The sequence below is a fragment of the Escherichia sp. R1 genome (assembly GCF_003000935.1).
Taxonomy (GTDB): domain Bacteria; phylum Pseudomonadota; class Gammaproteobacteria; order Enterobacterales; family Enterobacteriaceae; genus Escherichia; species Escherichia coli.
This window is the reverse complement of sequence record NZ_PSRU01000001.1, coordinates 410,112-434,633: the sequence shown is the minus strand read 5'-3', so window position 1 is coordinate 434,633 and position 24,522 is coordinate 410,112. Positions and strand designations below refer to the sequence as shown.

The following is a 24,522-nucleotide window of genomic DNA, read 5'->3' as shown; positions in this document are numbered from 1 at the left end:
AATGAAGGGATATAACCGGTTAGAGCAGATCATGGATTACCTGAAAAGCCATAATCTGGTCACCGTTGATGAGCTGGTGGCGGTAACCAATGCGTCGCCGGCTACGATTCGTCGAGACCTGATAAAACTCGATGAGCAGGGTGTTATCAGCCGTACACACGGCGGTGTGACCCTCAACCGGTTTATTCCTACCCAACCGACTACCCATGAGAAAATGCAGCGCAGCCTGGCGGAAAAACATGCCATCGCCAGCGCAGCGGCGTCAATGGTCAAAGCGGGGGATTCCGTCGTCCTTGATGCCGGTACGACAATGATTGAACTTGCGCGGCAGATTACACATTTACCGCTTCGCGTGATCACAAGCGACCTGCATATCGCGCTTTTTTTGGCTGAATTCAAGCAAATTGAAGTGACGATTATCGGCGGACGTATCGACGACTCCAGCCAGTCCTGCATTGGCGAACATGGTCGTAAATTGCTGCAAAATACCTGGCCGGACGTGGCATTTTTAAGCTGTAACAGCTGGGATCTTGAAAAGGGTATTACAGCACCCACGGAAGAGAAAGCCGCACTAAAACGCGATCTTATCGCGCATGCTTCGCGCAAAATTCTCCTGGCTGACAGCTCAAAATACGGTTCATGGTCGCTGTTTAATATCGCGCATCTTAATGAACTGACAGAGATTATTACGGATAGTCAGCTTGATGGGCAGACGCGTAGAACGCTTGCGTCCTTGTCGACGCGTTTAATCATAGCCGACTAATCTATGACTCTGCGGCCAGCTCATCCGGCAATTTAATAAATGCGTCAGGCTGGCGACGTTTGGCCTTACGTTTCCAGCGCGAGGATCTGCTGGCAGTAGCGCAGAAAACGCCCCAATATCTTACGCAAAACCATTTTTTCGCTAACTAACAGTTGTCAGCCTGTCCCGCTTATAAGATCATACGCCGTTATACGTTGTTTACGCTTTGAGGAATCCACGATGAGTGAGGCAGAAGCCCGCCCGACTAACTTTATCCGTCAGATCATCGATGAAGATCTGGCCAGTGGTAAGCACACCACAGTACACACCCGTTTCCCGCCGGAGCCGAATGGCTATCTGCATATTGGCCATGCGAAATCTATCTGCCTGAACTTCGGGATCGCCCAGGACTATAAAGGCCAGTGCAACCTGCGTTTCGACGACACTAACCCGGTAAAAGAAGATATCGAGTATGTCGATTCGATCAAAAACGACGTAGAGTGGTTAGGTTTCCACTGGTCTGGTAACGTCCGTTACTCCTCCGATTATTTTGATCAGCTCCACGCCTATGCGATCGAACTGATCAATAAAGGCCTGGCGTACGTTGATGAACTGACGCCGGAACAGATCCGCGAATACCGCGGCACCTTGACGCAGCCGGGTAAAAACAGCCCGTACCGCGATCGCAGCGTTGAAGAGAACCTGGCGCTGTTCGAGAAAATGCGTACCGGCGGTTTTGAAGAAGGTAAAGCCTGCCTGCGTGCGAAGATCGACATGGCTTCGCCGTTTATCGTGATGCGCGATCCGGTGCTGTACCGCATTAAGTTTGCTGAACACCACCAGACTGGCAACAAGTGGTGCATCTACCCGATGTACGACTTCACCCACTGCATCAGCGATGCGCTGGAAGGTATTACGCACTCTCTGTGTACGCTTGAGTTCCAGGACAACCGCCGTCTGTACGACTGGGTACTGGACAACATCACCATTCCTGTTCACCCGCGCCAGTACGAATTCTCGCGCCTGAATCTGGAATACACTGTGATGTCCAAGCGTAAGCTGAACCTGCTGGTGACCGATAAGCACGTTGAAGGCTGGGATGACCCGCGTATGCCGACCATTTCTGGTCTGCGTCGTCGTGGTTACACTGCGGCTTCTATTCGTGAGTTCTGCAAACGCATTGGTGTGACCAAGCAGGACAACACCATTGAGATGGCGTCACTGGAATCCTGCATCCGTGAAGATCTCAACGAAAATGCGCCGCGCGCAATGGCGGTTATCGATCCGGTGAAACTGGTTATCGAAAACTACCAGGGCGAAGGCGAAATGGTTACCATGCCGAACCATCCGAATAAACCGGAAATGGGCAGCCGTCAGGTGCCATTTAGCGGTGAGATTTGGATCGATCGCGCCGATTTCCGCGAAGAAGCTAACAAGCAGTACAAACGTCTGGTGCTGGGTAAAGAAGTGCGTCTGCGTAATGCTTACGTCATTAAGGCAGAACGCGTGGAGAAAGATGCCGAAGGCAATATCACCACCATCTTCTGTACTTATGACGCCGACACCTTAAGCAAAGATCCGGCAGATGGTCGTAAAGTCAAAGGTGTTATTCACTGGGTGAGCGCGGCACATGCGCTGCCGGTTGAAATCCGCCTGTACGATCGTCTGTTCAGCGTGCCGAACCCTGGTGCTGCGGATGATTTCCTGTCGGTGATTAACCCGGAGTCGCTGGTGATCAAACAGGGCTTTGCTGAACCGTCGCTGAAAGATGCGGTTGCGGGTAAAGCATTCCAGTTTGAGCGTGAAGGTTACTTCTGCCTCGACAGCCGCCATTCTACGGCGGAAAAACCGGTATTTAACCGCACCGTTGGGCTGCGTGATACCTGGGCGAAAGTAGGCGAGTAAGTTTACGTTGTCGGATAGAGCGTTTACGCCGCATCCGGCAAGAAATATGCAAATTATCCCAAACGCCGCGCTCTGCGGCGTTTTTTCTGCTTTTCTTCGCGAATTAATTCCGCTTCGCAATTTATCCATAAAATAAATTTAAAACCACAAAACATAATTAAATAAAATGTAACCGCTTTCATCTTGCTGGAATTTCACGTTTTTATTCTTCTGCAAGCCTTTCAACTGCAAACTTAAGCCTTGTAACAAAAATCATCAAAATATGTGCGGTTGCTCATGTTCTTACATTCTGGTTACAGAAAGAGATTGATAATTCGCGTCGCGAAAAATAGTCTGTTCCTGTAGTCAGCGAGACTTTTCTCAACGCTACTTTTTTAATTTTTATTTTTTTCGCTGTTCACCTTTGGTGCAGCAATTTATACGTCAAAGAGGATTAACCCATGCGTGCGTTTAGTGGCAAACGTAGTACGCTGGCGCTGGCTATCGCCGGTGTTACAGCTATGTCGGGCTTTATGGCAATTCCGGAGGCTCGCGCCGAAGGATTCATCGACGATTCAACCTTAACCGGCGGTATCTATTACTGGCAGCGTGAACGCGACCGTAAAGATGTTACCGACGGCGATAAATACAAAACCAACCTTTCTCACTCCACCTGGAACGCCAACCTCGATTTTCAGTCTGGTTATGCTGCTGATATGTTCGGCCTTGATATTGCCGCGTTTACGGCGATTGAAATGGCGGAAAACGGCGACAGCTCTCACCCGAACGAAATCGCGTTTTCAAAAAGTAATAAAGCCTATGACGAAGACTGGTCCGGCGATAAAAGCGGTATAAGCCTGTATAAAGCAGCAGCCAAATTTAAATACGGTCCGGTTTGGGCGAGGGCAGGTTATATTCAGCCAACCGGTCAGACGCTGTTAGCGCCACACTGGAGCTTTATGCCGGGTACTTATCAGGGGGCGGAGGCCGGGGCGAATTTTGATTACGGCGATGCTGGTGCGTTGAGTTTCTCCTACATGTGGACCAACGAATACAAAGCGCCGTGGCATCTGGAAATGGATGAGTTTTATCAGAACGATAAAACCACCAAAGTTGATTATCTACACTCCCTTGGGGCGAAGTACGACTTCAAAAATAACTTCGTACTGGAAGCGGCGTTTGGTCAGGCCGAAGGGTATATCGATCAATATTTTGCCAAAGCCAGCTACAAATTTGATATCGCCGGTAGCCCGTTAACCACCAGCTACCAGTTCTATGGTACGCGCGATAAAGTTGACGATCGCAGCGTCAACGATCTTTATGACGGCACCGCCTGGCTGCAGGCGTTGACCTTTGGTTACCGGGCGGCTGACGTAGTGGATTTGCGCCTCGAAGGTACCTGGGTTAAGGCTGACGGTCAGCAAGGATACTTCCTGCAACGTATGACTCCAACCTACGCTTCCTCGAACGGTCGCCTGGATATCTGGTGGGATAACCGTTCTGACTTCAACGCCAACGGCGAAAAAGCGATCTTCTTCGGTGCGATGTATGACCTGAAAAACTGGAATCTTCCAGGCTTCGCCATCGGCGCTTCCTACGTTTACGCATGGGATGCTAAACCTGCGACCTGGCAGAGCAATCCGGATGCGTACTACGATAAAAACCGGACTATTGAAGAGTCTGCCTACAGCCTGGATGCGGTGTATACCATTCAGGACGGTCGTGCCAAGGGCACGATGTTCAAACTGCACTTCACCGAATACGACAACCACTCCGACATCCCAAGCTGGGGCGGTGGTTACGGCAACATTTTCCAGGATGAGCGCGACGTGAAATTCATGGTAATCGCACCATTCACCATCTTCTGATGCCCGACGCGGCAGGTTTTGTGCCTGCCGCACGTTTGAGGAATTTGCTATGAAAAAACTGATTCTCATCGCCATGATGGCATCGGGGCTGGTAGCTTGTGCGCAATCAACCGCACCGCAGGAAGACAGTCGTCTGAAAGAGGCTTACAGCGCCTGTATCAACACCGCGCAAGGTTCGCCGGAAAAAATTGAAGCCTGCCAGAGCGTGTTAAACGTGCTGAAGAAAGAGAAACAACATCAGCAGTTTGCCGAGCAGGAAAGTGTCCGCGTACTGGATTATCAGCAGTGTATTCAGGCAACGCAAACCGGAAATGATCAGGCGGTGAAAGCCGATTGTGATAAGGTCTGGCAGGAAATTCGCAGTAATAACAAATAAGTGAGAGCTGTAACTCTCGCTTTTCTTATTTCCCTTGTATAAAAAAGCCAACCTGCAGGTTGGCTTTTCTCGTTCAGGCTGGCTTATTTGCCTTCGTGCGCGTGCTCATCTTCGCGGCAATCGCCTTCGGCACAGTGACCGTAAAGATAGAGACTGTGGTTAGTCAGGCGAATGCCATGTTTTGCGGCGATTTCACGCTGACGCGCTTCGATGGAATCATCACTAAATTCGATAACCTTACCGCAGTCGAGGCAGATCAGGTGATCGTGGTGATGTTGCTGTGTTAGTTCAAATACGGATTTACCGCCTTCAAAATTGTGGCGGGTGACGATACCAGCGTCGTCAAACTGGTTCAGTACGCGATATACCGTAGCCAGACCAATTTCTTCACCCATATCGATCAGACGTTTGTATAAATCTTCCGCACTGACGTGATGGTTGTCCGGCTCCTGAAGAACTTCCAGGATTTTCAAGCGAGGAAGCGTTACTTTCAGGCCAGCTTTCTTTAGGGCGGTATTGTTATCAGTCATGCGGAATCTGTCCTGTTACTAAGCGGTTCACTTCATTAGAAGAAGTGACAGAATTTGCTCTTGAGATAATGCGTATCATTATAGAATTGCCACGCCTAAATGAAAACCACAAGTCCCTGGCAAATATTGTTAATAAAAACGTGGCACAGCTTACATTTACAACGGCAAGGCCACTTGAACACCGGGACATTGTACAGGTACAACAGCAAAAGTTACAAATTTGTAGCAATTATTTTGATTGGCATTATCTATTAATACGGCGTAGACATGAGTCTACGCCGCATCACATCAGGCATTGAGAATTTCGTCGAGATGCAGCTCTTCAGAAATCTGTTTAACCCATTTTTCTACACGTTCAGCGGTCAGTTCCGGCTGACGGTCTTCGTCGATAGCCAGACCGACAAAATGGTCGTCATCTGCCAGACCTTTTGACGCTTCGAAATGGTAGCCCGCAGTTGGCCAGTGACCAACGATGGTTGCACCGCGCGGTTCAATGATGTCGCGGATGGTGCCCAATGCGTCGCAGAAATATTCGGCGTAATCTTCCTGGTCACCACAACCAAACAGCGCAACCAGTTTGCCATTGAAATCAATCTCTTCGAGAGTCGGGAAGAAGTCATCCCAGTCACACTGCGCTTCGCCGTAATACCAGGTTGGGATGCCCAGCAGCAGAATGTCATAAGCTTCCAGATCTTCTTTGCTGCTTTTTGCAATGTCATGGACATCGGCAACGTCTTTACCAAGCTGTTTTTGAATCATTTTTGCGATATTTTCGGTATTACCGGTGTCGCTGCCGAAAAAGATGCCAGTGATAGCCATGAGTGAAATAACCTCTTGAAACTTATTGAAATGGGGGTGGAAAATTGCCCACGGATAAAGGCAATCATAGCAGAACAGGCAGTCTTGCGGAATCAGCAAACGAGCAGGACTGCACACTGTGCTACATGAAAGTGGAAATTTAAACGATGCCCTGACTACGCAGCGCCGCCAGTTGCTGCATTAACATCTCTTCGATCAGTTCGCTACGGCTCATATTGCGCGATTCCGCCAGCTCGTTCAGCGCCTCGACAGCTTCCGCGTTCAGCTTCAGTTCGACACGCTTAAGGCCACGTACTTTGTCGCGTTTTAGCTGGTTGCGTTTATTAATACGCAGCTGTTCATCGCGCGAAAGCGGATTAGTTTTCGGTCGTCCCGGTCGACGCTCGTGCGCGAACAGATCTAATGTCGTACGGTCCGTTTGTTCTTTGGCCATGATCTTGGTGACTTCGGGGGAAACAATCAGCCAGGCCTCTGCCCGGATGGATAGCGCGCCATAATACATCAGCGCGATGAGTCACGCCAACGTCCACGCGCGGAAAGCGACGCGGACGCTGGGTTTTTAATCAGTTGCGTTAATCATTGAGATAGCGACGGATAGCGCGTAATACCGCATCCGGTTTTTCAGCATGGACCCAGTGACCCGCGCCTGCAATCACATGCGCCCGTGCCTGTGGAAATTGTGCCAGTAAATCATCGCGGTACTGCTCGCTAACATACGGAGAATTGCCGCCAGGGATAAACAGGGCAGGGTGATCCCATGCCGGGATTTTCTCCCAACCCACAATATGCGGATACTGATCCCACAATACTGGCACGTTAAAGCGCCACTCCCCGTCAACAAAAGATTTCAACAGAAACTGAATCACCCCTTCTTCATTAAGATGCTGGCGCATTATTGCCGCTGCTTGCTGGCGTGTTTGTGCGTCTGATTCACTGACTGCGTTGATGGCCGCGAAAATCTCATCATGACGGCGAACGTGATAATCGACCGGCGCAATATCAATCGCCACCAGCTTGTCAATGCGATCGGGGGCTAGTGCAGTAAGAGCCATTACCGCTTTACCGCCCATGGAGTGACCGATAAATGTTGCTTTGTCGATCTGCTGTGCATCCAGGGTATCAACAAGATCCTGCGCCATCGCCGGGTAATTCATTACCGGATCTCTCGGTGAAAGACCGTGGTTACGCATATCAACCTGGATGATATTGTGATCGTTTACCAGATCGCGAGCCAGTACGCCAAGGTTGTCGAGGCTGCCAAACAGACCATGGACAAGAACGATGGGAGAATTATTGTGCTGGTTTTGTGCAGTTTGCGCGCGGATATTCAATTTCATGGCAAAGTTCTTTTTTTCGCGTTGTCGGGTTAGGGTATTATGTTGACCATTGTGCCACAGGGCTGCAACAAATAAGGTTTATTCCGAGTTTTTCTGCAAGCCAGGCTTGACGCTATCCGCTGCCGGGATTTATTCATATACTCCTGGCGACTTGTATTCAGCTAAGACACTGCACTGGATTAAGATGAAAACGATTGAAGTTGATGATGAACTCTACAGCTATATTGCCAGCCACACTAAGCATATCGGCGAGAGCGCATCCGACATTTTACGGCGTATGTTGAAATTTTCCGCCGCATCACAGCCTGCTGCTCCGGTGACGAAAGAGGTTCGCGTTGCGTCACCTGCTATCGTCGAAGCGAAGCCGGTCAAAACGATTAAAGACAAGGTTCGCGCAATGCGTGAACTTCTGCTTTCGGACGAATACGCAGAGCAAAAGCGAGCGGTCAATCGCTTTATGCTGCTGTTGTCTACACTATATTCTCTTGACGCCCAGGCGTTTGCCGAAGCAACGGAATCGTTGCACGGTCGTACACGCGTTTACTTTGCGGCAGATGAACAAACGCTGCTGAAAAATGGTAATCAGACCAAGCCGAAACATGTGCCTGGTACGCCGTATTGGGTGATCACCAACACCAACACCGGCCGTAAATGCAGCATGATCGAACACATCATGCAGTCGATGCAATTCCCGGCGGAATTGATTGAGAAGGTTTGCGGAACTATCTAAAACGTTGCAGACAAAGGACAAAGCAATGGCAATCCACAATCGTGCAGGCCAACCTGCACAACAGAGTGATTTGATTAACGTCGCCCAACTGACGGCGCAATATTATGTACTGAAACCAGAAGCAGGGAATGCGGAGCACGCGGTGAAATTCGGTACTTCCGGTCACCGTGGCAGTGCAGCGCGCCACAGCTTTAACGAGCCGCACATTCTGGCGATCGCTCAGGCAATTGCTGAAGAACGTGCGAAAAACGGCATCACTGGCCCTTGCTATGTGGGTAAAGATACTCACGCCCTGTCCGAGCCTGCGTTCATTTCCGTACTGGAAGTGCTGGCAGCGAACGGCGTTGATGTCATTGTGCAGGAAAACAATGGCTTCACTCCGACACCTGCCATTTCCAATGCCATTCTGGTTCACAATAAAAAAGGTGGCCCGCTGGCAGACGGTATCGTGATTACACCGTCCCATAACCCGCCGGAAGATGGTGGTATCAAGTACAATCCGCCAAATGGTGGCCCGGCTGATACCAACGTCACTAAAGTGGTGGAAGACAGAGCAAACGCACTGCTGGCTGATGGCCTGAAAGGCGTGAAGCGTATCTCCCTCGACGAAGCGATGGCATCCGGTCATGTGAAAGAGCAGGATCTGGTGCAGCCGTTTGTGGAAGGGCTGGCCGATATCGTTGATATGGCGGCGATTCAGAAAGCGGGCCTGACGCTGGGCGTTGATCCGCTGGGTGGTTCCGGTATCGAATACTGGAAGCGCATTGGCGAGTATTACAACCTCAACCTGACCATCGTTAACGATCAGGTCGATCAAACCTTCCGCTTTATGCACCTCGATAAAGACGGTGCGATCCGTATGGACTGCTCCTCCGAGTGTGCGATGGCGGGCCTGCTGGCACTGCGTGATAAGTTCGATCTGGCGTTTGCTAACGACCCGGATTATGACCGTCACGGTATCGTCACTCCGGCAGGTTTGATGAATCCGAACCACTACCTGGCGGTGGCGATCAACTACCTGTTCCAGCATCGTCCGCAGTGGGGCAAAGATGTTGCTGTCGGTAAAACGCTGGTTTCATCTGCGATGATCGACCGTGTGGTCAATGATTTGGGCCGTAAGCTGGTAGAAGTACCGGTAGGTTTCAAATGGTTTGTTGATGGTTTGTTCGATGGCAGCTTCGGCTTTGGCGGCGAAGAGAGTGCAGGCGCTTCCTTCCTGCGTTTCGACGGCACGCCGTGGTCCACCGATAAAGACGGCATCATTATGTGTCTGCTGGCGGCGGAAATCACCGCTGTCACCGGTAAGAACCCGCAGGAACACTATAACGAACTGGCAAAACGCTTTGGTGCGCCGAGCTATAACCGTTTGCAGGCAGCAGCGACTTCCGCACAAAAAGCGGCGTTGTCTAAGCTGTCTCCGGAAATGGTGAGCGCCAGCACCCTGGCAGGTGACCCGATCACCGCGCGTCTGACGGCGGCACCGGGTAATGGCGCTTCTATCGGCGGTCTGAAAGTGATGACTGACAACGGCTGGTTCGCCGCGCGTCCGTCAGGCACGGAAGACGCATATAAGATCTACTGCGAAAGCTTCCTTGGTGAAGAACATCGCAAGCAGATTGAGAAAGAAGCGGTTGAGATTGTTAGCGAAGTTCTGAAAAACGCGTAAACATATCAAATAAGAAAAAGGGCGGTCGGAAGATCGCCCTTTTTTGCTTTGCTTAATTAACCGTGTTTATTTTTCAGTTCAAAGCGTGGTGAGACCAGACCATACAGTGTCCAACCGAGGAAGGTCACGATGGAACCGTATAGCATGGCTTCTTCCCCGGATGAGTACAGCGCATAAAAGCTGTACATCGCGCCAACAAAAGCAACAAAGTTTGCAACTTTCGCTTTTGAGGGGGGCACATTAGCGACCTTCTGAATAATGACTAATGCCGCCATTGACAGAATATACGGAATGATATTGGTCACCACGGCCAGGTTAACCAGCACGTTGAACTGACTGTTTAGCGACGGGCTAATCGTCATCAGCGCCAACCCGCTCTGGATAATCACAATGGTCAACATTCCCTGCACCGGTGCATCCACTTTGGTTACACGGGAGAAAATTTTAGGGAAGTAGCCTTCATCAGATGAAGATTTAAACACCTGGGCAATGGTGAACTGCCAGCCAAGCAGCGAACCGCAGCAGGACATCACCATCAGCGCCATAATGACTTTACCCACTTCCGGCGTGAACATCTGCGCGAAGGCCAGACCAAATGGTGCCGTTGAATTTGCCAGCTCCATATTTGGCACAATCCCGGCAATCACGTTGGTGGAGACGATATAAATCACCGCCGCACCTAACGTACCGCCGAGTACCGCGATTGGCACATTACGTTCCGGGTTTTCCACTACATCAGTATTCGCACACGCAGACTCCAGACCAAGAAAAGCCCACAGCGTCATAGCGATGGAAGAACCTACCGCACTGAAGAACGGTGCATGATGCGGATTCCAGGAATCAACGTAAAGTGTCGGGCTAAACCAGAACCAGCCGATAATGCACAGGCCTACCACCGGAATAATGACCCCCCACACGGTAATGCTACTGATTTGCCCGGTAATGCGCGCACCACCAAAGTTAGCCACGGTACAAATCCACAGCACCCCGATGGTCGCAAGACCAATCTGCACTGGCGACAAACTCGCGCCGAGCAGTTCGGTGCCGTAACCAACCGCCGAAATAGCAATCGCGACGTTAGCAATCAGCAGCGAGACGCCGTAGGTATAGTTCGCCATAAAGTTACCGGATTTACCGAAAGCATACTCGGCATAACCGCCCATACCTCCTGATTTACGGCTGAACATACCGCATTTTGCGAATGCCCATGCCAGTGCCATTGAGCCTACGGCTGTCACCAGCCAGGAGATAATTGAGATTGTCCCGACTTCGGCAAGCTTTGTCGGCAGCATGATGATACCGGAGCCCATCATGTTGACCATCGTCAGTATGGTTAACTGAACGACACCCATTTTGTTCGATTTAGCCTGACTCATAATTTTTCCCCTTTCAACAGGGCGCTTTGCGCATCACGAGGCTTGATGACATAGCACCAAACTTGCTTACGACCATCATGTTCTTCGATATAGACACCCTGCAGCTCCGGTGCAAAACCTGGCAGCAGGTTGATGCCTTCTTCCAGAGCGCTGAAGTAACGCAGAACAGCACCACCCCAGATTTCACCAGGAACAACACACAGCACACCCGGAGGATAAGGAAGCGCACCTTCGGCAGCGATACGGCCTTCTGCATCCGGCAGACGAACCAGCTCCACTTCACCGCGTAAGTAGGCGTAGTTGGCTTCTTGCGGATTCATGCTGACGCGTGGGAAGTGTTCCTTACGGAACATCTCTTTTTGCAGTTGTTTCACGTTGTGGCGGGCATACAAATCATGCATTTCCTGGCACAACTGACGCAGGGTATAACCGGCGTAGCGCTCTTCATGCTGTTTGTAGATGGAAGGCAGTACTTCCGCCAGAGGCGCATCAGCTTCCAGTAGTTTTTCGAAGCGTACCAGCAGGGCAACAAGTTGCTGCAGTTTGGCCATATCTTCTGCCGGAGTCAGCAGGAAGAGGATGGAGTTAAGATCGCATTTTTCCGGCACTACGCCATTTTCGCGCAGGAAGTTAGCAAGAATCGTTGCGGGTACACCGAACGCTTCATATTCGCCGTTACGTGCATCAATACCTGGAGTTGTCAGCAACAGTTTGCACGGATCGACAAAGTATTGGTTCTCTGCGTAGCCTTCAAAAGAATGCCAGTGCTCACCGGGTACAAATTTAAAGAAGCGCAGATCAACCGCAATTTGCGCTGTTTCATACGACTGCCAGGGTTTACCATCCACCAGTTCAGGAACGAACGGGCGAATGTGCTGGCAGTTATCGAGGATCAATTTGCGGGCATTAATACCGTTAACCACACAATCCATCCACATATTACGACCGCTGACACCTTCATGCATTTTGGCGTTGATATCCAGTGCGGCAAACAGCGGATAGAACGGGCTGGTGGAGGCGTGCATCATAAATGCGTTGTTCATGCGTTTGTGCGGTACATAACGCTGTTGCCCTTTGATATGGCTGTCTTTTTTATGAATTTGTGAAGTCTGAGAAAAACCAGCCTGTTGTTTATGCACAGATTGCGTAACCAGAATACCCGGATCGTTCTCATTAAGCTCCAGCAGCAGTGGCGAACAGTCCGCCATCATCGGAATAAACTGTTCATAGCCGACCCATGCTGAGTCAAACAGGATGTAGTCACACAGATGACCGATTTTATCCACCACCTGGCGGGCGTTATAAATAGTACCGTCGTAGGTGCCTAACTGAATCACAGCGAGGCGGAACGGACGCGCCTCTTTTGCCCGTTGCGGTGCAACTTCTGTAATCAGTTCACGCAGATAACTTTCTTCGAAGCAGTGCGCATCAATGCCACCGATAAAACCATACGGGTTACGTGCTGTTTCCAGATAAACCGGTGTTGCACCAGCCTGTAGCAAGGCCCCGTGATGGTTAGACTTATGGTTATTGCGGTCAAACAGCACCAGATCACCTGGTGTCAGCAGGGCGTTTAAAACCACTTTGTTGGAGGAGGAGGTGCCGTTTAAAACAAAGTACGTTTTATCGGCATTAAACACTTTTGCCGCATGTTGCTGTGCAATGCATGGCGCGCCTTCATGAATCAGAAGATCACCCATTGCAACGTCGGCATTACACAAGTCAGAGCGGAAGAGCATTTCGCCAAAATATTCCACGAACTGATTGCCTGCCGGATGGCGACGGAAAAACTCACCTCCCTGATGACCCGGGCAGTCAAAAGCGCTATTGCCCTGATTGACATAATCGACCAGTGCGCGGAAGAAGGGCGGGCGCAGTTGCGTTTCATAATGGCTGGCAGCGGTTTCTAACTGACGTCCATAAAACTCTTTCCGTGATTCGCAATGCTCGAAGACACCAGAAATACGTGGCAGATATTCTGCTGGTACACGTTCTTCATTTTCCGTTGCAATAAAAACAGGAATGCCATAGCCAGTAGCGTCTATTTCATCGAGTTTTCCACGTTCAACATCATTGACTGATAAAATAATGGCGGCAACGTCAATATAATTACTTTTGTCAATATTCACGCATTCACGATGAGTGGAAAAACAATCCGGGCAAGAACGGCTAACGGCAATTTTTAATTCTGACATTTTGTTCATCTCTTTATTTCAGGTAATAGCAGGTCCTCAATTTCTCAAAGGAGAAATTGATCACGCCGGAAAAAAGCAAAACCCCACCGCTGATAAATAAATCAGTAGTTTGCTTTTTGCAGATGCAATAACCCAGACCAGCCCGGTAACTGGCTATACTCGTCATACTTCAAGTTGCATGTGCTGCGACTCGAATTATTTAGAGTTTAAGAGGGTTAGCAGTATATGAGCACCGAGGGATACAGATATTAACCTGTAATGCTTAAAGTCAGGGAGACCTGTACGCTGGGGTGCCCTTTAGTCAGAAGACTAGCGGGCATTAAAGAAATGAAAGTCAAAACTATTACGATGGGCAAACTTCATGATATGGGTTGTCCGCCTTATATGAGGCATTAAGCGGTTATTATTTTCCATTTACCTTTACCTTTTTCTGTGTCAGTTGAAGGTAGGGTTATTCTATCCATGAAATGGCTATAATCTGTGAAGAAGATCAACAAAAAACGATCATATCCCAAATAATAAATCATTAATGATGAATAGCGCCATATTAGATGCTGTTTTGTTGTTTAAATGTTGCAATTTTGTGGGTTGTATTTTCATTAAGAAATTAAACCTGCCAAATAATAATTTTCGGGGCAGGTTTAATAATAAATTAATAATTATTTAAGCGTATTTATTGAATAATAATTCATGGCATAAACCGATACCCAATACCGGTTTCAGTAATAAAATGGCGGGGGCGGGCGGGATCTTGCTCCAGTTTTTGTCGCAGATGCCCCATATAAATACGCAAATAGTGGCTGTGTTCGACCGCGTTTGGTCCCCACACCTGATTGAGTAACTGGCGCTGGGTGAGCACTTTTCCGGCGTTGTTGAGCAGCACGGCCAGCAGGCGGAACTCAATCGGTGTGAGATGCACCTCTTCCTCGCCGCGGTGGATAACGCGGGCGGCTAAATCGACGGTAACATCAGAAAATTTCACCAGCGGATCGGGCGTGGTGGTGGCGGAGTGGCGGCGTAATGCGACGCGCAGACGGGCCTGCAATTCGCCAATGCCAAACGGCTTACTCAGATAATCATCCGCTCCGGCATCCAGCGCGGCGATTTTATCGCTCTCTTCGCTGCGTGCGGAAAGCACAATCACCGGCACCGCGCTCCACTGGCGCAGGTCGCGGATAAATTCAATCCCATCACCGTCGGGCAGGCCGAGATCGAGAATAATCAAATCTGGCTTACGGGTTGCCGCTTCCAGCAAGCCGCGTTGCAGCGTTTCGGCCTCAAAGACGCGCATACCGTCGCCCTCCAGCGCCGTGCGCAGAAAGCGACGAATAGCCTGTTCATCTTCAACAATCAGAACGTTTGTCACATATCCTCATGAAATTCTTCAAGTTCAGGGGCTGTTTGCTGGGGAAGTGTAACACGAAAACAGGCACCACCTTCCGGTCGGTTGAATGCGGTAATGGTGCCGCCGTGTACATCCACTATCGCCCGACAAATTGCCAACCCAAGCCCTACACCCGGTACCGCCGACTCTTTATTCCCGCGAGCAAACTTATCAAATATCGTCTGCTCCTGGCCTGGTGGAAGACCGGGGCCGTTATCCCAGACATCCAGTTGTAGATTTTCGCCCTCAACGTGGGCATTGATACCAATTTCGGCCTGCGCCCCCGCATATTTCACCGCGTTCTCCAGCAGGTTAATCAGCACCCGTTCAAAGAGTGGCCCGTCAACGTGGATTAAGGTCAGCGGCTCTGGCAGAGAAAGATTGATGGGCGACGATAAACCCGGTTCCAGCATTTGCAGCGCGCTGCCGACCACTTCTTCCAGCGTTAACCACTCTTTCTTCAAATTAAAGCCGCCGGACTGAATTCGCGCCATATCGAGCAGATTATTCACCAGTCGGGTCGTGTTCAGCACATGCTGACGAATCTCGCTGGCCTGGCGGGCGTGGGGCGATCCTTCGCTTGCCAGATCGAGCGTTAAGATTTCTGCCTGACCGAACAGCACCGTAAGCGGCGTGCGTAAATCATGCGAAAGCGCCGCCAGCAGGGCGTTGCGGATCTGTTCACGTTCGCTTGCCATCCGCGCCTGTTCTTCGCTGGCGGTCAGTGTCAGTCGCTCAAGGGCATTGGCGACTAACAGCGTAAACGTCTCCAGCAGGCGCTGCTGTTCCGGGATCATCAACTGGCGCAGATTCCCCGGTTCCACCACCACCAGTCCGTAGGTTTTCTCGCCGCTTTTTAGCGGCAAAATCTGGTACGGTACACCGGGTAACGTGTCGGTGCCCGCGCCCGCAGGCAGGCCTTTATCAAAACTCCACTGCGCGATGGCATCGTCCCACGGCGTCATTCCTTGCGGATGTGTTAAAGGCTGCAATTTACCGTTGTCATCAGGCAGCAACACCTGACTACGGGCATGAAACGTGGAAGCAATAAACTGTTCGCTGGTGGCGGCGATATCCTGCGAACTACGGCCCACAGCCAGAGCTTTGGACATTTCATATAAGTGCCGTGTGCGTTGTTCGCGGTAACGGGCTACCCGCGCCTGATAACGCACGCCAGCAGTAAGGTTCCCGATCACCAGCCCGACGGTTAACATCACCGCGAAGGTCAGCAGATATTGCACATCAGAGACGGCGAGCGTGCCGCGTGGGGCGATAAAAAAGAGATCGAAACTCACCACATTAATGACGGTGGCAACCACCGAAGGCCAGCGTCCGTAAAATAGTGCCACCACCACGACGCCAAGCAGATACAGCATCACCAGGTTGGCGGCATCAAACGCCATCAGCCACTGCATGGCAATTAAGGTGATAACGGCGCATAACGCGGCGGCAACCACGCATCCCTGAATCTGTACCCGCCACTTGTCTTTAAAAGAGCGGCTATCCGGCGCGTTATTAAGCGTGCGGGCGAGGGGGGCATCAAGTGCGACCAGCACCTGATCGAGATCGGGGGCGATACGCGCCAGTCGGTCAGCAAACGTTTCCCGACGCCACCAGCGGCGCGAAGCCGGGCGACCGAGAATAATCTTGCCGAGATTATGTTCACGGGCATAACGCACTACCGCTTTCTCTTCCGCTGGATCAGAAAGTGTTGCCGTCTCCGCGCCCAGCTCCTGCGCCAGACGTAAGGCGCTGAGAATTGCCCGACGTTTTTTCTCCGGTAAGCGATGCAGGGCAGGGGTTTCAACATACACCGCGTGCCAGACACTGCCCAGGCGCGAGGCCAACCGCGCCGCCGCGCGGACCAGTTTCTCACTGCCGGTGTTATGCCCGATGCATAAAAGGATCGCGTCGCGTGTGTGCCAGACTTTCTCTTCGCCAGGATGCCCCCGCCAGGCGCGCATTTGCTCATCTACGCGATCGGCAGTACGGCGCAGTGCCAGTTCGCGCAGGGCGATCAGATTGCCTTTGCGAAAAAAATGTTCAATGGCGCGCTCCGCTTGCCCGGCAATATAGACTTTGCCTTCTTTCAGCCGCTGGCGCAGATCGTCCGGGGGCAAGTCCACCAGTACTACGTCGTCGGCGGCATCAAAAAAAGGATCGGGCACGGTCTCCCGTACCTGAATTCCGGTGACGCCGCTGACCACATCGTTCAGGCTTTCCAGATGCTGAACGTTGACGGTAGTGAAAACATCAATGCCTGCTTCCAGCAGCTCTTCGATGTCCTGCCAGCGTTTAGGATGACGAGAACCTGGCGCATTACTGTGCGCCAGTTCGTCCATTAAGATCAGTGCCGGACGGCGGGCGAGGGCGGCATCGAGATCAAACTCGCTGATGTGCCGCCCACGGTACGCCTGGCGTTTTAACGGCAGAACAGCCAGACCTTTCAGCATTGCGGCGGTATCTTTCCGACCGTGGGTTTCTACCACGCCAACCACAATATCCAGCCCTTGCGCCCGCAGTCGCTGGGCTTCCGCCAGCATCGCCCAGGTCTTCCCGACGCCTGCGCAGGCACCGAAGAATACTTTCAGCTTCCCCCGATGCGGCGCGGCAGCTTGTTCCAGCAGACGATCGGGGTCGGGACGTAAGGGTTCATTATTCATCAAGCTTATCCAGTGCCAGATTGAGTTCGACAATGTTGACGACCGGCTGGCCGATATATTTCACCAGCGGTTGTTGGCTGTATTTTGCGATCAGTTGCGTGAGCTGTTCAACGCTGAGATTACGCGCTTTCGCCACGCGTGGGATCTGCCAGGCCGCCGCTTGCGGGGTGATGTTATTGTCCAGCCCGCTTGCTGACGCCGTCACCAGTTCAACCGGAACGTTCGTGCTGGCATCCGGGTTAGCAGCCCGTAATGCAGCAACGCGTGCGGCTATCTGTTTATCCAGCTCCGGGTTACTGACCGCCAGGTTGCTCCCGCCAGAAGCCTGTGGATTATAGGGCATTTCTGCTGTTGCCGACGGGCGACCATGAAAATAGCCGTTGCTGGTAAAATTTTGCCCGATTAATGCCGAACCGCGCACCGTATCACCTTCACGAATCAATGAACCGTTGGCCTGCCAGGGAAACCACCATTGCCCCAGTGCGGTGGTCAGCAGCGGGTAAACGCCGCCAGTAATCAATAACAGAAAGAGAAATGTCGATAATGCCGGACGTAATCCACGCATGGTAAACCTCACACCAGACCGCAAACGGTTAGCAGTAAATCAATGACTTTGATACCAATAAACGGCACCAGCAGCCCACCCAGACCGTAAATCCATAAGTTACGGCGCAACATGGCAGAAGCGGTAAGCGGTTTATAACTCACGCCTTTTAACGCCAGGGGAATCAAAAAGACGATAATCAAGGCGTTGAAAATGACCGCACTGAGAATGGCGGAGTCGGGCGAATGCAGGCGCATGATGTTCAGCGCATTTAACTGCGGATACGTTGCCGCGAACGCCGCCGGAATAATGGCGAAGTATTTCGCCACATCGTTGGCAATGCTGAAGGTGGTCAGCGAGCCACGGGTCATCAGCATCTGTTTGCCAATATGTACCACCTCGATCAACTTGGTCGGGTTAGAGTCGAGATCCACCATATTGCCCGCTTCTTTCGCCGCCTGAGTACCGGAGTTCATCGCCACCGCGACATCTGCCTGCGCCAGCGCCGGAGCATCGTTGGTGCCGTCGCCGGTCATCGCCACTAAACGGCCTTCTGCCTGATACTGACGAATCAATGCCAGCTTGGCCTCCGGTGTTGCTTCGGCGAGAAAATCATCGACACCCGCTTCCGCAGCTATCGCGGCGGCAGTCAGGCGGTTATCGCCGGTAATCATCACCGTTTTAATGCCCATTTTACGCAGCTGGGCGAAGCGCTCTTTAATACCGCCTTTGACGATATCTTTCAGCGCAATAACGCCCAGCACACGAGAACCTTCCACCACCACCAGCGGCGTGGCTCCCTGACGCGCAACCTGATCGACTTTTTGATCAACATCGGCAGGGAAGTGACCGCCGTTAGCCTCAACATGGCGGCGAATGGCATCGACAGAACCTTTACGGATCATGCGGTTGTCGATGTTGATCCCGCTCATCCGGCTTTGTGCAGTAAAAGGTACAAAGGTGGCATGGAGCGACTGCACATCGCGCTCGCGCAGGTTAAAACGCTGCTTGGCGAGGATCACAATACTGCGGCCTTCCGGCGTTTCATCAGCCAGCGAAGCCAGTTGTGCGGCGTCGGCCAGCGCTTTTTCCTCCACGCCTTGTGCGGGGATAAACTCTGACGCCTGACGGTTACCGAGGGTGATGGTGCCGGTTTTATCCAGTAGCAGAACGTCAACGTCACCTGCCGCTTCAACTGCACGTCCGCTGGTGGCAATCACATTCGCGCCCAGCATCCGACTCATCCCGGCGACGCCAATCGCTGACAACAGGCCGCCAATAGTGGTTGGGATCAGACAGACCAGCAGTGCCACCAGTACCGTTACGCTGACTGCATTACCGCCCCACGCGGAAAACGGCCACAGCGTGGCGGTTGCCAGTAAAAAGACGATAGTCAGGGCAATCAGGAGAATGGTCAGGGCAATCTCGTTTGGCGTTTTACGTCGCTGCGCACCTTCCACCATCGCGATCATCCGATCCAGAAATGTCTCGCCGGGGTTAACGCTGCACTCAATCACCAGCCAGTCAGAAAGAATACGCGTGCCGCCAGTGACGGAGGCAAAATCACCGCCGGATTCACGGATCACCGGAGCCGATTCCCCGGTGATGGCGCTTTCATCGACCGATGCGCCGCCTTCAATGACTTCACCATCGCAGGGGATAATATCGCCAGCTTCTACCAGCACGATGTCACCTTTACGCAGTTGATCAGCAGGAACTTTGTCCGCCGCAGCGCCATATTTCGGTTCGCGCAGTTTGCGAGCAAAAGCGGTTTTTTTCACCCCTTTCAGACTGTTGGCCTGCGCTTTACTGCGGCCTTCTGCCAACGCCTCGGCGAAATTAGCGAACAGTACGGTGACCCACAGCCAGCCGCTAATTGCCGCGCTAAACAGCGCATTGCCAGGCATCACACCGCTTGCCATCGCGATGCTAATACAGGTGGTCAGCAGACTGCCGATCCAGACGATAAACATCACCGGATTGCGCCATTGCGCCTGCGGGTTTAATTTTTTCACCGCTTCTTTCAGCGCCTGAACGACAAGTGTTGGTTCGAATAGCGCCAGTTGTTTACGACTCATATTCAGTGCTCACTCAATATCATCAGGAGAGATATTCCGCCACCGGACCAAGCGCCAGGGCAGGGATAAAGGTCAGTGCGCCAACCAGCAACACGGTGCCGATTAACAGGCCAACAAACAGCGGGCCGTGCGTTGGCAATGTGCCGGAGCTGGCGGGTTGGCTCTTTTTACTCACCAGCGAACCGGCAATTGCCATCACCGGGATAATCACCCCGAAGCGCCCGACAAACATGCACAACGCCAGTAAACAGTTCCAGAACGGAGAGTTGGCGCTTAATCCGGCAAAGGCGCTGCCGTTGTTGTTAGCGGCGGACGACACGGCGTACAGTACTTCGCTAAAACCATGCGGGCCAGGGTTGAGCATGGCGCTACGTCCGGCGTCGGTCATCATTGCCAGCGCCGCGCCCATCAGCACCAGCGTCGGGGTGACCAGAATCGCCAGTGCAGTCAGTTTCATCTCGCGTACGTCGATTTTTTTACCCAGATATTCCGGTGTACGACCAATCATCAGCCCGGCAATAAACACCGCCAGCAGGACAAACAGCATCATGCCGTAAAGGCCGGAACCGACGCCGCCGAATACCACTTCACCAATTTGCATCAACCACATCGGCACCATGCCACCAAGAGCGGTATACGAATCATGCATCGCAATCACCGCGCCGCAGGAAGCCGCCGTAGTCACGACCGCAAACAGGCTACTGACCAGCACGCCGAAGCGGCTCTCTTTACCTTCCATATTGATGCTGCTGTCCGCGCCGAGCGCCAGCAGATGAGGATTACCCTGAACTTCTGCCCACATCACTACGCCTACGCAGATGACAAAAATCACCGACATCGCCCACAGCAACATGCGCCCCTGGCGACGATCGCCCGCCACTTCACCAAAGGCAAAGCACAGCGCTGTTGGGATCAAGAAAATCGCCAGCATTTGCACGAAGTTGGTCAGTGCGGTTGGGTTTTCAAACGGATGCGACGAGTTGGCATTAAAAAAGCCACCGCCGTTAGTTCCGAGCATTTTGATCGCTTCCTGAGAAGCTACTGGCCCCATTGGTAACAGCTGTTGCGCTCCTTCAATGGTCGTCACAGCCTGATAAGGCAAAAAGTTTTGCAGCGCACCTTGTTGAATAAAAAACAGTGCGATCAGCAATGCTACGGGGGTTAACACCCATAACGTAATCCGCAACAGGTCTACCCACGCATTACCCAGCGTGTTCATGCTCTGGCGGGTAAACGCGCGAATAAGCGCAAAAATCACCGCAATCCCGCTGGCGGCAGAAAGAAAGTTTTGCACCGTTAAGCCCGCCATCTGGCTGAAATAGCTCAACGTGGTTTCACCGCTATAAGATTGCCAGTTGGTATTCGTGACAAAGCTGACGGCGGTATTGAGCGCCAGATCCCACGACAGCCCCGGCAACTGCTGTGGATTAAGCGGCAGATAGTGCTGACCGAGCAACATAAAAAACAGCACCGCCAGCCCCAGTATATTCAGGCCAAGAATGGCTGAGAGATACTGCTTCCAGTTCATCTCGCGGTCAGAGACGCCAAGCGCGCTAAAGAGTACGCGTTCAACGCCCGTCGTACCAGGAAGAGGAATATCATTAATCAGCCGCGCCAGCCCGCTACCTAAGGGACGCGCCAGCACCATTAATACCAGTAAAAACGTGGCAATCAGTAAGAACCCTTGCGCAGCCATCAGAACGCCTCCGCATTGATCAGGGCATAAACCAGATAACCCAGTAATAAAAACACCAGCAACACGCCGGCTATCACGCCTGCACTCACAGTGCACCTCCAGTGGCCTAAAAGTGATACTGGAAGGGTAGAGTTCTGGCTGCAAAGATTTCGCAAAAATCTGCGGGCGTGGTGTAAAAAAAGTATAAAAATGGCAAAAGCCATGATTTAACTAATGTTTAGTATTAATTTAACCTTTGTGTAACTTAATTACGGTATGAATGTAAATAAACCATCAATAAGCAAAAATAAGTGGTCGGATGAGTAGTAAAATTACACAAAAGGCGGTACTATTTTCATCAGATAAACAAATTCATTTTTCCGGTGCCATTCACCGGGTAGATACAAAAGGGGGAGAAAAGTATGGAACTCTACAGAGAATATCCTGCATGGCTTATCTTTTTACGCCGTACTTGTGCGGTTGCAGCGGGCGTTCTGGCGCTGCCTTTCATGCTTTTCTGGAAAGACCGCGCCCGCTTTTATAGCTACCTGCACCGCGTCTGGTCGAAAACCAGCGATAAACCGGTGTGGATGGATCAGGCCGAAAAGGCAACCGGTGATTTTTACTGATTGCCAAACATGACGTTTAAAGAAAACCGCCGGTGGAAACGCTGGCGGTTTTCTTTTTTCGGCGTCTACACTTACTCCTGTAAACCGTTCAGGAGCAGTAATGAATCAACAACTTTTTGATGACAGCACCATTATCCGCATTTTTGCTTTGCATGAGTTACACAATCTCAAAGATCGAGGACTAACGCGCGGGGCGCTTCTCGATTATCACAGCCGCTATAAACTCGTCTTTCTGGCACATTCTCAGCCGGAGTACCGCAAACTTGGCCCGTTTGTGGCTGATATTCACCGGTGGCAAAGTCTGGATGACTATTACAACCAGTACCGCCAACGCGTAATTGTTTTGCTTTCTCACCCTGCCAACCGGCGTGATCATACTAACGTTTTGATGCACGCTCAGGGATATTTTCGCCCACATATTGATTCCACAGAACGCCAGCAGCTGGCGGCGCTTATCGACAGTTATCGCCGTGGCGAGCAACCGCTTCTTGCGCCGCTGATGCGTATCAAACACTATATGGCGCTTTATCCTGACGCCTGGCTTTCAGGGCAGCGTTATTTCGAACTTTGGCCGCGTGTGATTAACTTGCGCCATGCAGGAGTTTTATGACTACCCATCTGGTCTGGTTTCGCCAGGATTTACGTCAGCACGATAATCTCGCGCTGGCTGCCGCCTGCCGCAATTCGTCTGCGCGCGTGCTGGCGTTGTATATCGCTACACCACGCCAGTGGGCGGCGCATAATGTGTCGCCGCGTCAGGCTGAACTTATCAATACACAACTTAATGCGCTGCAAAACGCGCTGGCGGAAAAAGGCATTCCTTTATTGTTCCGCGAAGTGGATGACTTTGCTGCCAGTGTCGAAACAGTTAAACAGGTGTGCGCGGAAAATCGCATTACCCATCTGTTTTATAACTATCAGTATGAGGTGAATGAGCGGGCGCGGGATGTGCAGGCTGAGAGGACGCTGCGTAACGTGGTGTGTGAAGGATTTGATGACAGCGTGATCCTGCCGCCGGGGGCGGTGATGACTGGCAATCATGAGATGTACAAAGTCTTTACGCCTTTTAAAAACGCATGGTTGAAACGGCTGCGGGAAGGGATGCCGGAGTGCGTCGCTGCACCAAAAGTTCGTAGTAGCGGATCGATAGAGCCCGCGCCATCCATTACGCTGAATTATCCTCGTCAGTCTTTCGATACTGCGCATTTCCCGGTGGAAGAAAAAGCGGCGATTGCGCAATTACGCCAGTTTTGCCAGAACGGTGCCGGAGAGTATGAGCAACAACGAGATTTTCCGGCAGTGGAAGGCACCAGTCGTTTGTCCGCCAGCCTGGCAACGGGCGGGTTATCGCCTCGCCAGTGTTTACATCGCCTGTTGGCGGAACAACCGCAGGTGCTGGAAGGCGGACCGGGGAGCGTCTGGCTTAATGAGCTGATATGGCGCGAGTTCTACCGCCATTTGATGACGTATTATCCTTCGCTGTGTAAACATCGTCCGTTTATTGCCTGGACGGATCGTGTACAGTGGCAAAGCAATCCCGCCCATTTAAAGGCCTGGCAGGAGGGCAAAACGGGATACCCGATTGTCGATGCTGCCATGCGTCAGCTTAACAGCACTGGCTGGATGCATAACCGGCTACGGATGATTACAGCCAGTTTTCTGGTGAAAGATTTGTTGATCGACTGGCGCGAAGGCGAGCGATATTTCATGTCGCAGTTGATTGATGGTGATTTGGCAGCTAATAACGGTGGCTGGCAGTGGGCTGCTTCTACGGGTACTGATGCAGCGCCGTATTTTCGTATTTTCAACCCGACAACTCAGGGCGAGAAATTTGACCGCGAAGGCGAATTTATCCGCCAGTGGCTACCGGAGCTGCGCGATGTACCGGGGAAAGCGGTGCATGAGCCGTGGAAGTGGGCAGAGAAAACAGGTGTGACGTTGGATTATCCGCAACCGATAGTCGATCACAAAGAGGCAAGGCTGCGAACGCTGGCAGCGTACGAAGAAGCGAGGAAAGGAGCCTGAT

General features: G+C 51.8%; 24 protein-coding genes. 9 read left to right on the top strand and 15 right to left on the bottom strand.

The window, feature by feature from the left end:
* Position 1: 1 nt before the first annotated feature.
* From C4F37_RS02190 to chiQ, 4 genes are all read left to right on the top strand, one after another.
* A complete protein-coding gene (locus C4F37_RS02190) occupies positions 2-763 on the top strand; it encodes a DeoR/GlpR family DNA-binding transcription regulator (protein ID WP_000679501.1) in 762 nt (253 codons plus the stop codon).
* Between the two features lie 219 nt (positions 764-982).
* Complete coding sequence (glnS, locus tag C4F37_RS02185; protein WP_001287134.1) at positions 983-2,647, top strand: glutamine--tRNA ligase; 1,665 nt, start codon at positions 983-985, stop codon at positions 2,645-2,647.
* 440 nt (positions 2,648-3,087) lie between these two features.
* The gene (chiP, locus tag C4F37_RS02180) at positions 3,088-4,494 is read left to right on the top strand and encodes a chitoporin ChiP (protein ID WP_001201177.1); all 1,407 of its coding nucleotides are present in this window, start codon (positions 3,088-3,090) and stop codon (positions 4,492-4,494) included.
* A gap of 49 nt (positions 4,495-4,543) precedes the next feature.
* Complete coding sequence (gene chiQ / locus C4F37_RS02175; protein WP_000733594.1) at positions 4,544-4,870, top strand: ChiQ/YbfN family lipoprotein; 327 nt, start codon at positions 4,544-4,546, stop codon at positions 4,868-4,870.
* An 83-nt stretch (positions 4,871-4,953) separates the two neighbouring features.
* Here chiQ and fur read toward each other — a convergent pair whose 3' ends face one another.
* The 5 genes from fur to ybfF all read right to left on the bottom strand — a co-directional run bounded on the left by fur (position 4,954) and on the right by ybfF (position 7,556).
* Positions 4,954-5,400: a ferric iron uptake transcriptional regulator gene (gene fur, locus C4F37_RS02170; protein WP_000131702.1), complete on the bottom strand. Its 447-nt coding sequence runs from the start codon at positions 5,398-5,400 to the stop codon at positions 4,954-4,956.
* Positions 5,393-5,479 (bottom strand): fur leader peptide, encoded by an 87-nt coding sequence (uof, locus tag C4F37_RS02165; protein WP_001406816.1) that lies wholly within the window; start codon positions 5,477-5,479, stop codon positions 5,393-5,395. The genes fur and uof overlap by 8 nt, the downstream gene beginning before the upstream one ends.
* A gap of 209 nt (positions 5,480-5,688) precedes the next feature.
* Positions 5,689-6,219, bottom strand: a complete 531-nt coding sequence (fldA, locus tag C4F37_RS02160; RefSeq protein WP_001018618.1) for a flavodoxin FldA — start codon at positions 6,217-6,219, stop codon at positions 5,689-5,691.
* 139 nt (positions 6,220-6,358) lie between these two features.
* The gene (gene ybfE / locus C4F37_RS02155) at positions 6,359-6,652 is read right to left on the bottom strand and encodes a LexA regulated protein (protein WP_001300829.1); all 294 of its coding nucleotides are present in this window, start codon (positions 6,650-6,652) and stop codon (positions 6,359-6,361) included.
* Between the two features lie 139 nt (positions 6,653-6,791).
* Entirely contained in the window at positions 6,792-7,556 is a 765-nt protein-coding gene (ybfF, locus tag C4F37_RS02150) for an esterase (RefSeq protein ID WP_000773279.1), read from the bottom strand.
* Between the two features lie 184 nt (positions 7,557-7,740).
* On the opposite strand from ybfF, the gene seqA reads away from it, so the two are divergent.
* Together seqA and pgm are read left to right on the top strand one after the other, a co-directional pair.
* A complete protein-coding gene (seqA, locus tag C4F37_RS02145; protein WP_000848387.1) occupies positions 7,741-8,286 on the top strand; it encodes a replication initiation negative regulator SeqA in 546 nt (181 codons plus the stop codon).
* A gap of 25 nt (positions 8,287-8,311) precedes the next feature.
* On the top strand, positions 8,312-9,952 hold the full coding sequence (gene pgm, locus C4F37_RS02140) for a phosphoglucomutase (alpha-D-glucose-1,6-bisphosphate-dependent) (protein WP_001295873.1): 1,641 nt from the start codon (positions 8,312-8,314) through the stop codon (positions 9,950-9,952).
* 56 nt (positions 9,953-10,008) lie between these two features.
* On the opposite strand, the gene potE is transcribed toward pgm, so the two are convergent.
* The 10 genes from potE to kdpF all read right to left on the bottom strand — a co-directional run bounded on the left by potE (position 10,009) and on the right by kdpF (position 21,977).
* Positions 10,009-11,328 (bottom strand): putrescine-ornithine antiporter, encoded by a 1,320-nt coding sequence (potE, locus tag C4F37_RS02135; RefSeq protein ID WP_000075845.1) that lies wholly within the window; start codon positions 11,326-11,328, stop codon positions 10,009-10,011.
* On the bottom strand, positions 11,325-13,523 hold the full coding sequence (speF, locus tag C4F37_RS02130) for an ornithine decarboxylase SpeF (RefSeq protein WP_001362902.1): 2,199 nt from the start codon (positions 13,521-13,523) through the stop codon (positions 11,325-11,327). Before speF ends, potE begins: the two co-directional genes overlap by 4 nt.
* Positions 13,524-13,832: 309 nt before the next feature.
* Entirely contained in the window at positions 13,833-13,937 is a 105-nt protein-coding gene (speFL, locus tag C4F37_RS27280) for a leader peptide SpeFL (protein ID WP_001312672.1), read from the bottom strand.
* Positions 13,916-14,050 carry a hypothetical protein gene (locus C4F37_RS28195; RefSeq protein ID WP_001295874.1) on the bottom strand — a complete coding sequence of 45 codons (135 nt, stop codon included), beginning with the start codon at positions 14,048-14,050 and terminating at the stop codon, positions 13,916-13,918. Before C4F37_RS28195 ends, speFL begins: the two co-directional genes overlap by 22 nt.
* A 161-nt stretch (positions 14,051-14,211) precedes the next feature.
* Positions 14,212-14,889, bottom strand: a complete 678-nt coding sequence (gene kdpE / locus C4F37_RS02120; RefSeq protein WP_000186082.1) for a two-component system response regulator KdpE — start codon at positions 14,887-14,889, stop codon at positions 14,212-14,214.
* A complete protein-coding gene (kdpD, locus tag C4F37_RS02115; protein WP_001538464.1) occupies positions 14,886-17,570 on the bottom strand; it encodes a two-component system sensor histidine kinase KdpD in 2,685 nt (894 codons plus the stop codon). The genes kdpE and kdpD overlap by 4 nt, the downstream gene beginning before the upstream one ends.
* The gene (gene kdpC, locus C4F37_RS02110; protein ID WP_001538465.1) at positions 17,563-18,135 is read right to left on the bottom strand and encodes a K(+)-transporting ATPase subunit C; all 573 of its coding nucleotides are present in this window, start codon (positions 18,133-18,135) and stop codon (positions 17,563-17,565) included. The genes kdpD and kdpC overlap by 8 nt, the downstream gene beginning before the upstream one ends.
* Before the next feature lie 8 nt (positions 18,136-18,143).
* Positions 18,144-20,192 carry a potassium-transporting ATPase subunit KdpB gene (gene kdpB, locus C4F37_RS02105; RefSeq protein WP_000087998.1) on the bottom strand — a complete coding sequence of 683 codons (2,049 nt, stop codon included), beginning with the start codon at positions 20,190-20,192 and terminating at the stop codon, positions 18,144-18,146.
* Positions 20,193-20,214: 22 nt separating this feature from the next.
* Entirely contained in the window at positions 20,215-21,888 is a 1,674-nt protein-coding gene (gene kdpA, locus C4F37_RS02100; RefSeq protein WP_001538466.1) for a potassium-transporting ATPase subunit KdpA, read from the bottom strand.
* On the bottom strand, positions 21,888-21,977 hold the full coding sequence (gene kdpF / locus C4F37_RS02095) for a K(+)-transporting ATPase subunit F (RefSeq protein ID WP_001365534.1): 90 nt from the start codon (positions 21,975-21,977) through the stop codon (positions 21,888-21,890). Before kdpF ends, kdpA begins: the two co-directional genes overlap by 1 nt.
* A 312-nt stretch (positions 21,978-22,289) precedes the next feature.
* On the opposite strand from kdpF, the gene C4F37_RS02090 reads away from it, so the two are divergent.
* From C4F37_RS02090 to phrB, 3 genes are all read left to right on the top strand, one after another.
* Entirely contained in the window at positions 22,290-22,496 is a 207-nt protein-coding gene (locus C4F37_RS02090) for a YbfA family protein (RefSeq protein WP_001538467.1), read from the top strand.
* A gap of 100 nt (positions 22,497-22,596) precedes the next feature.
* Entirely contained in the window at positions 22,597-23,106 is a 510-nt protein-coding gene (locus C4F37_RS02085) for a YbgA family protein (RefSeq protein WP_001075778.1), read from the top strand.
* On the top strand, positions 23,103-24,521 hold the full coding sequence (gene phrB / locus C4F37_RS02080; protein ID WP_000207172.1) for a deoxyribodipyrimidine photo-lyase: 1,419 nt from the start codon (positions 23,103-23,105) through the stop codon (positions 24,519-24,521). Before C4F37_RS02085 ends, phrB begins: the two co-directional genes overlap by 4 nt.
* Position 24,522: the final 1 nt, after the last annotated feature.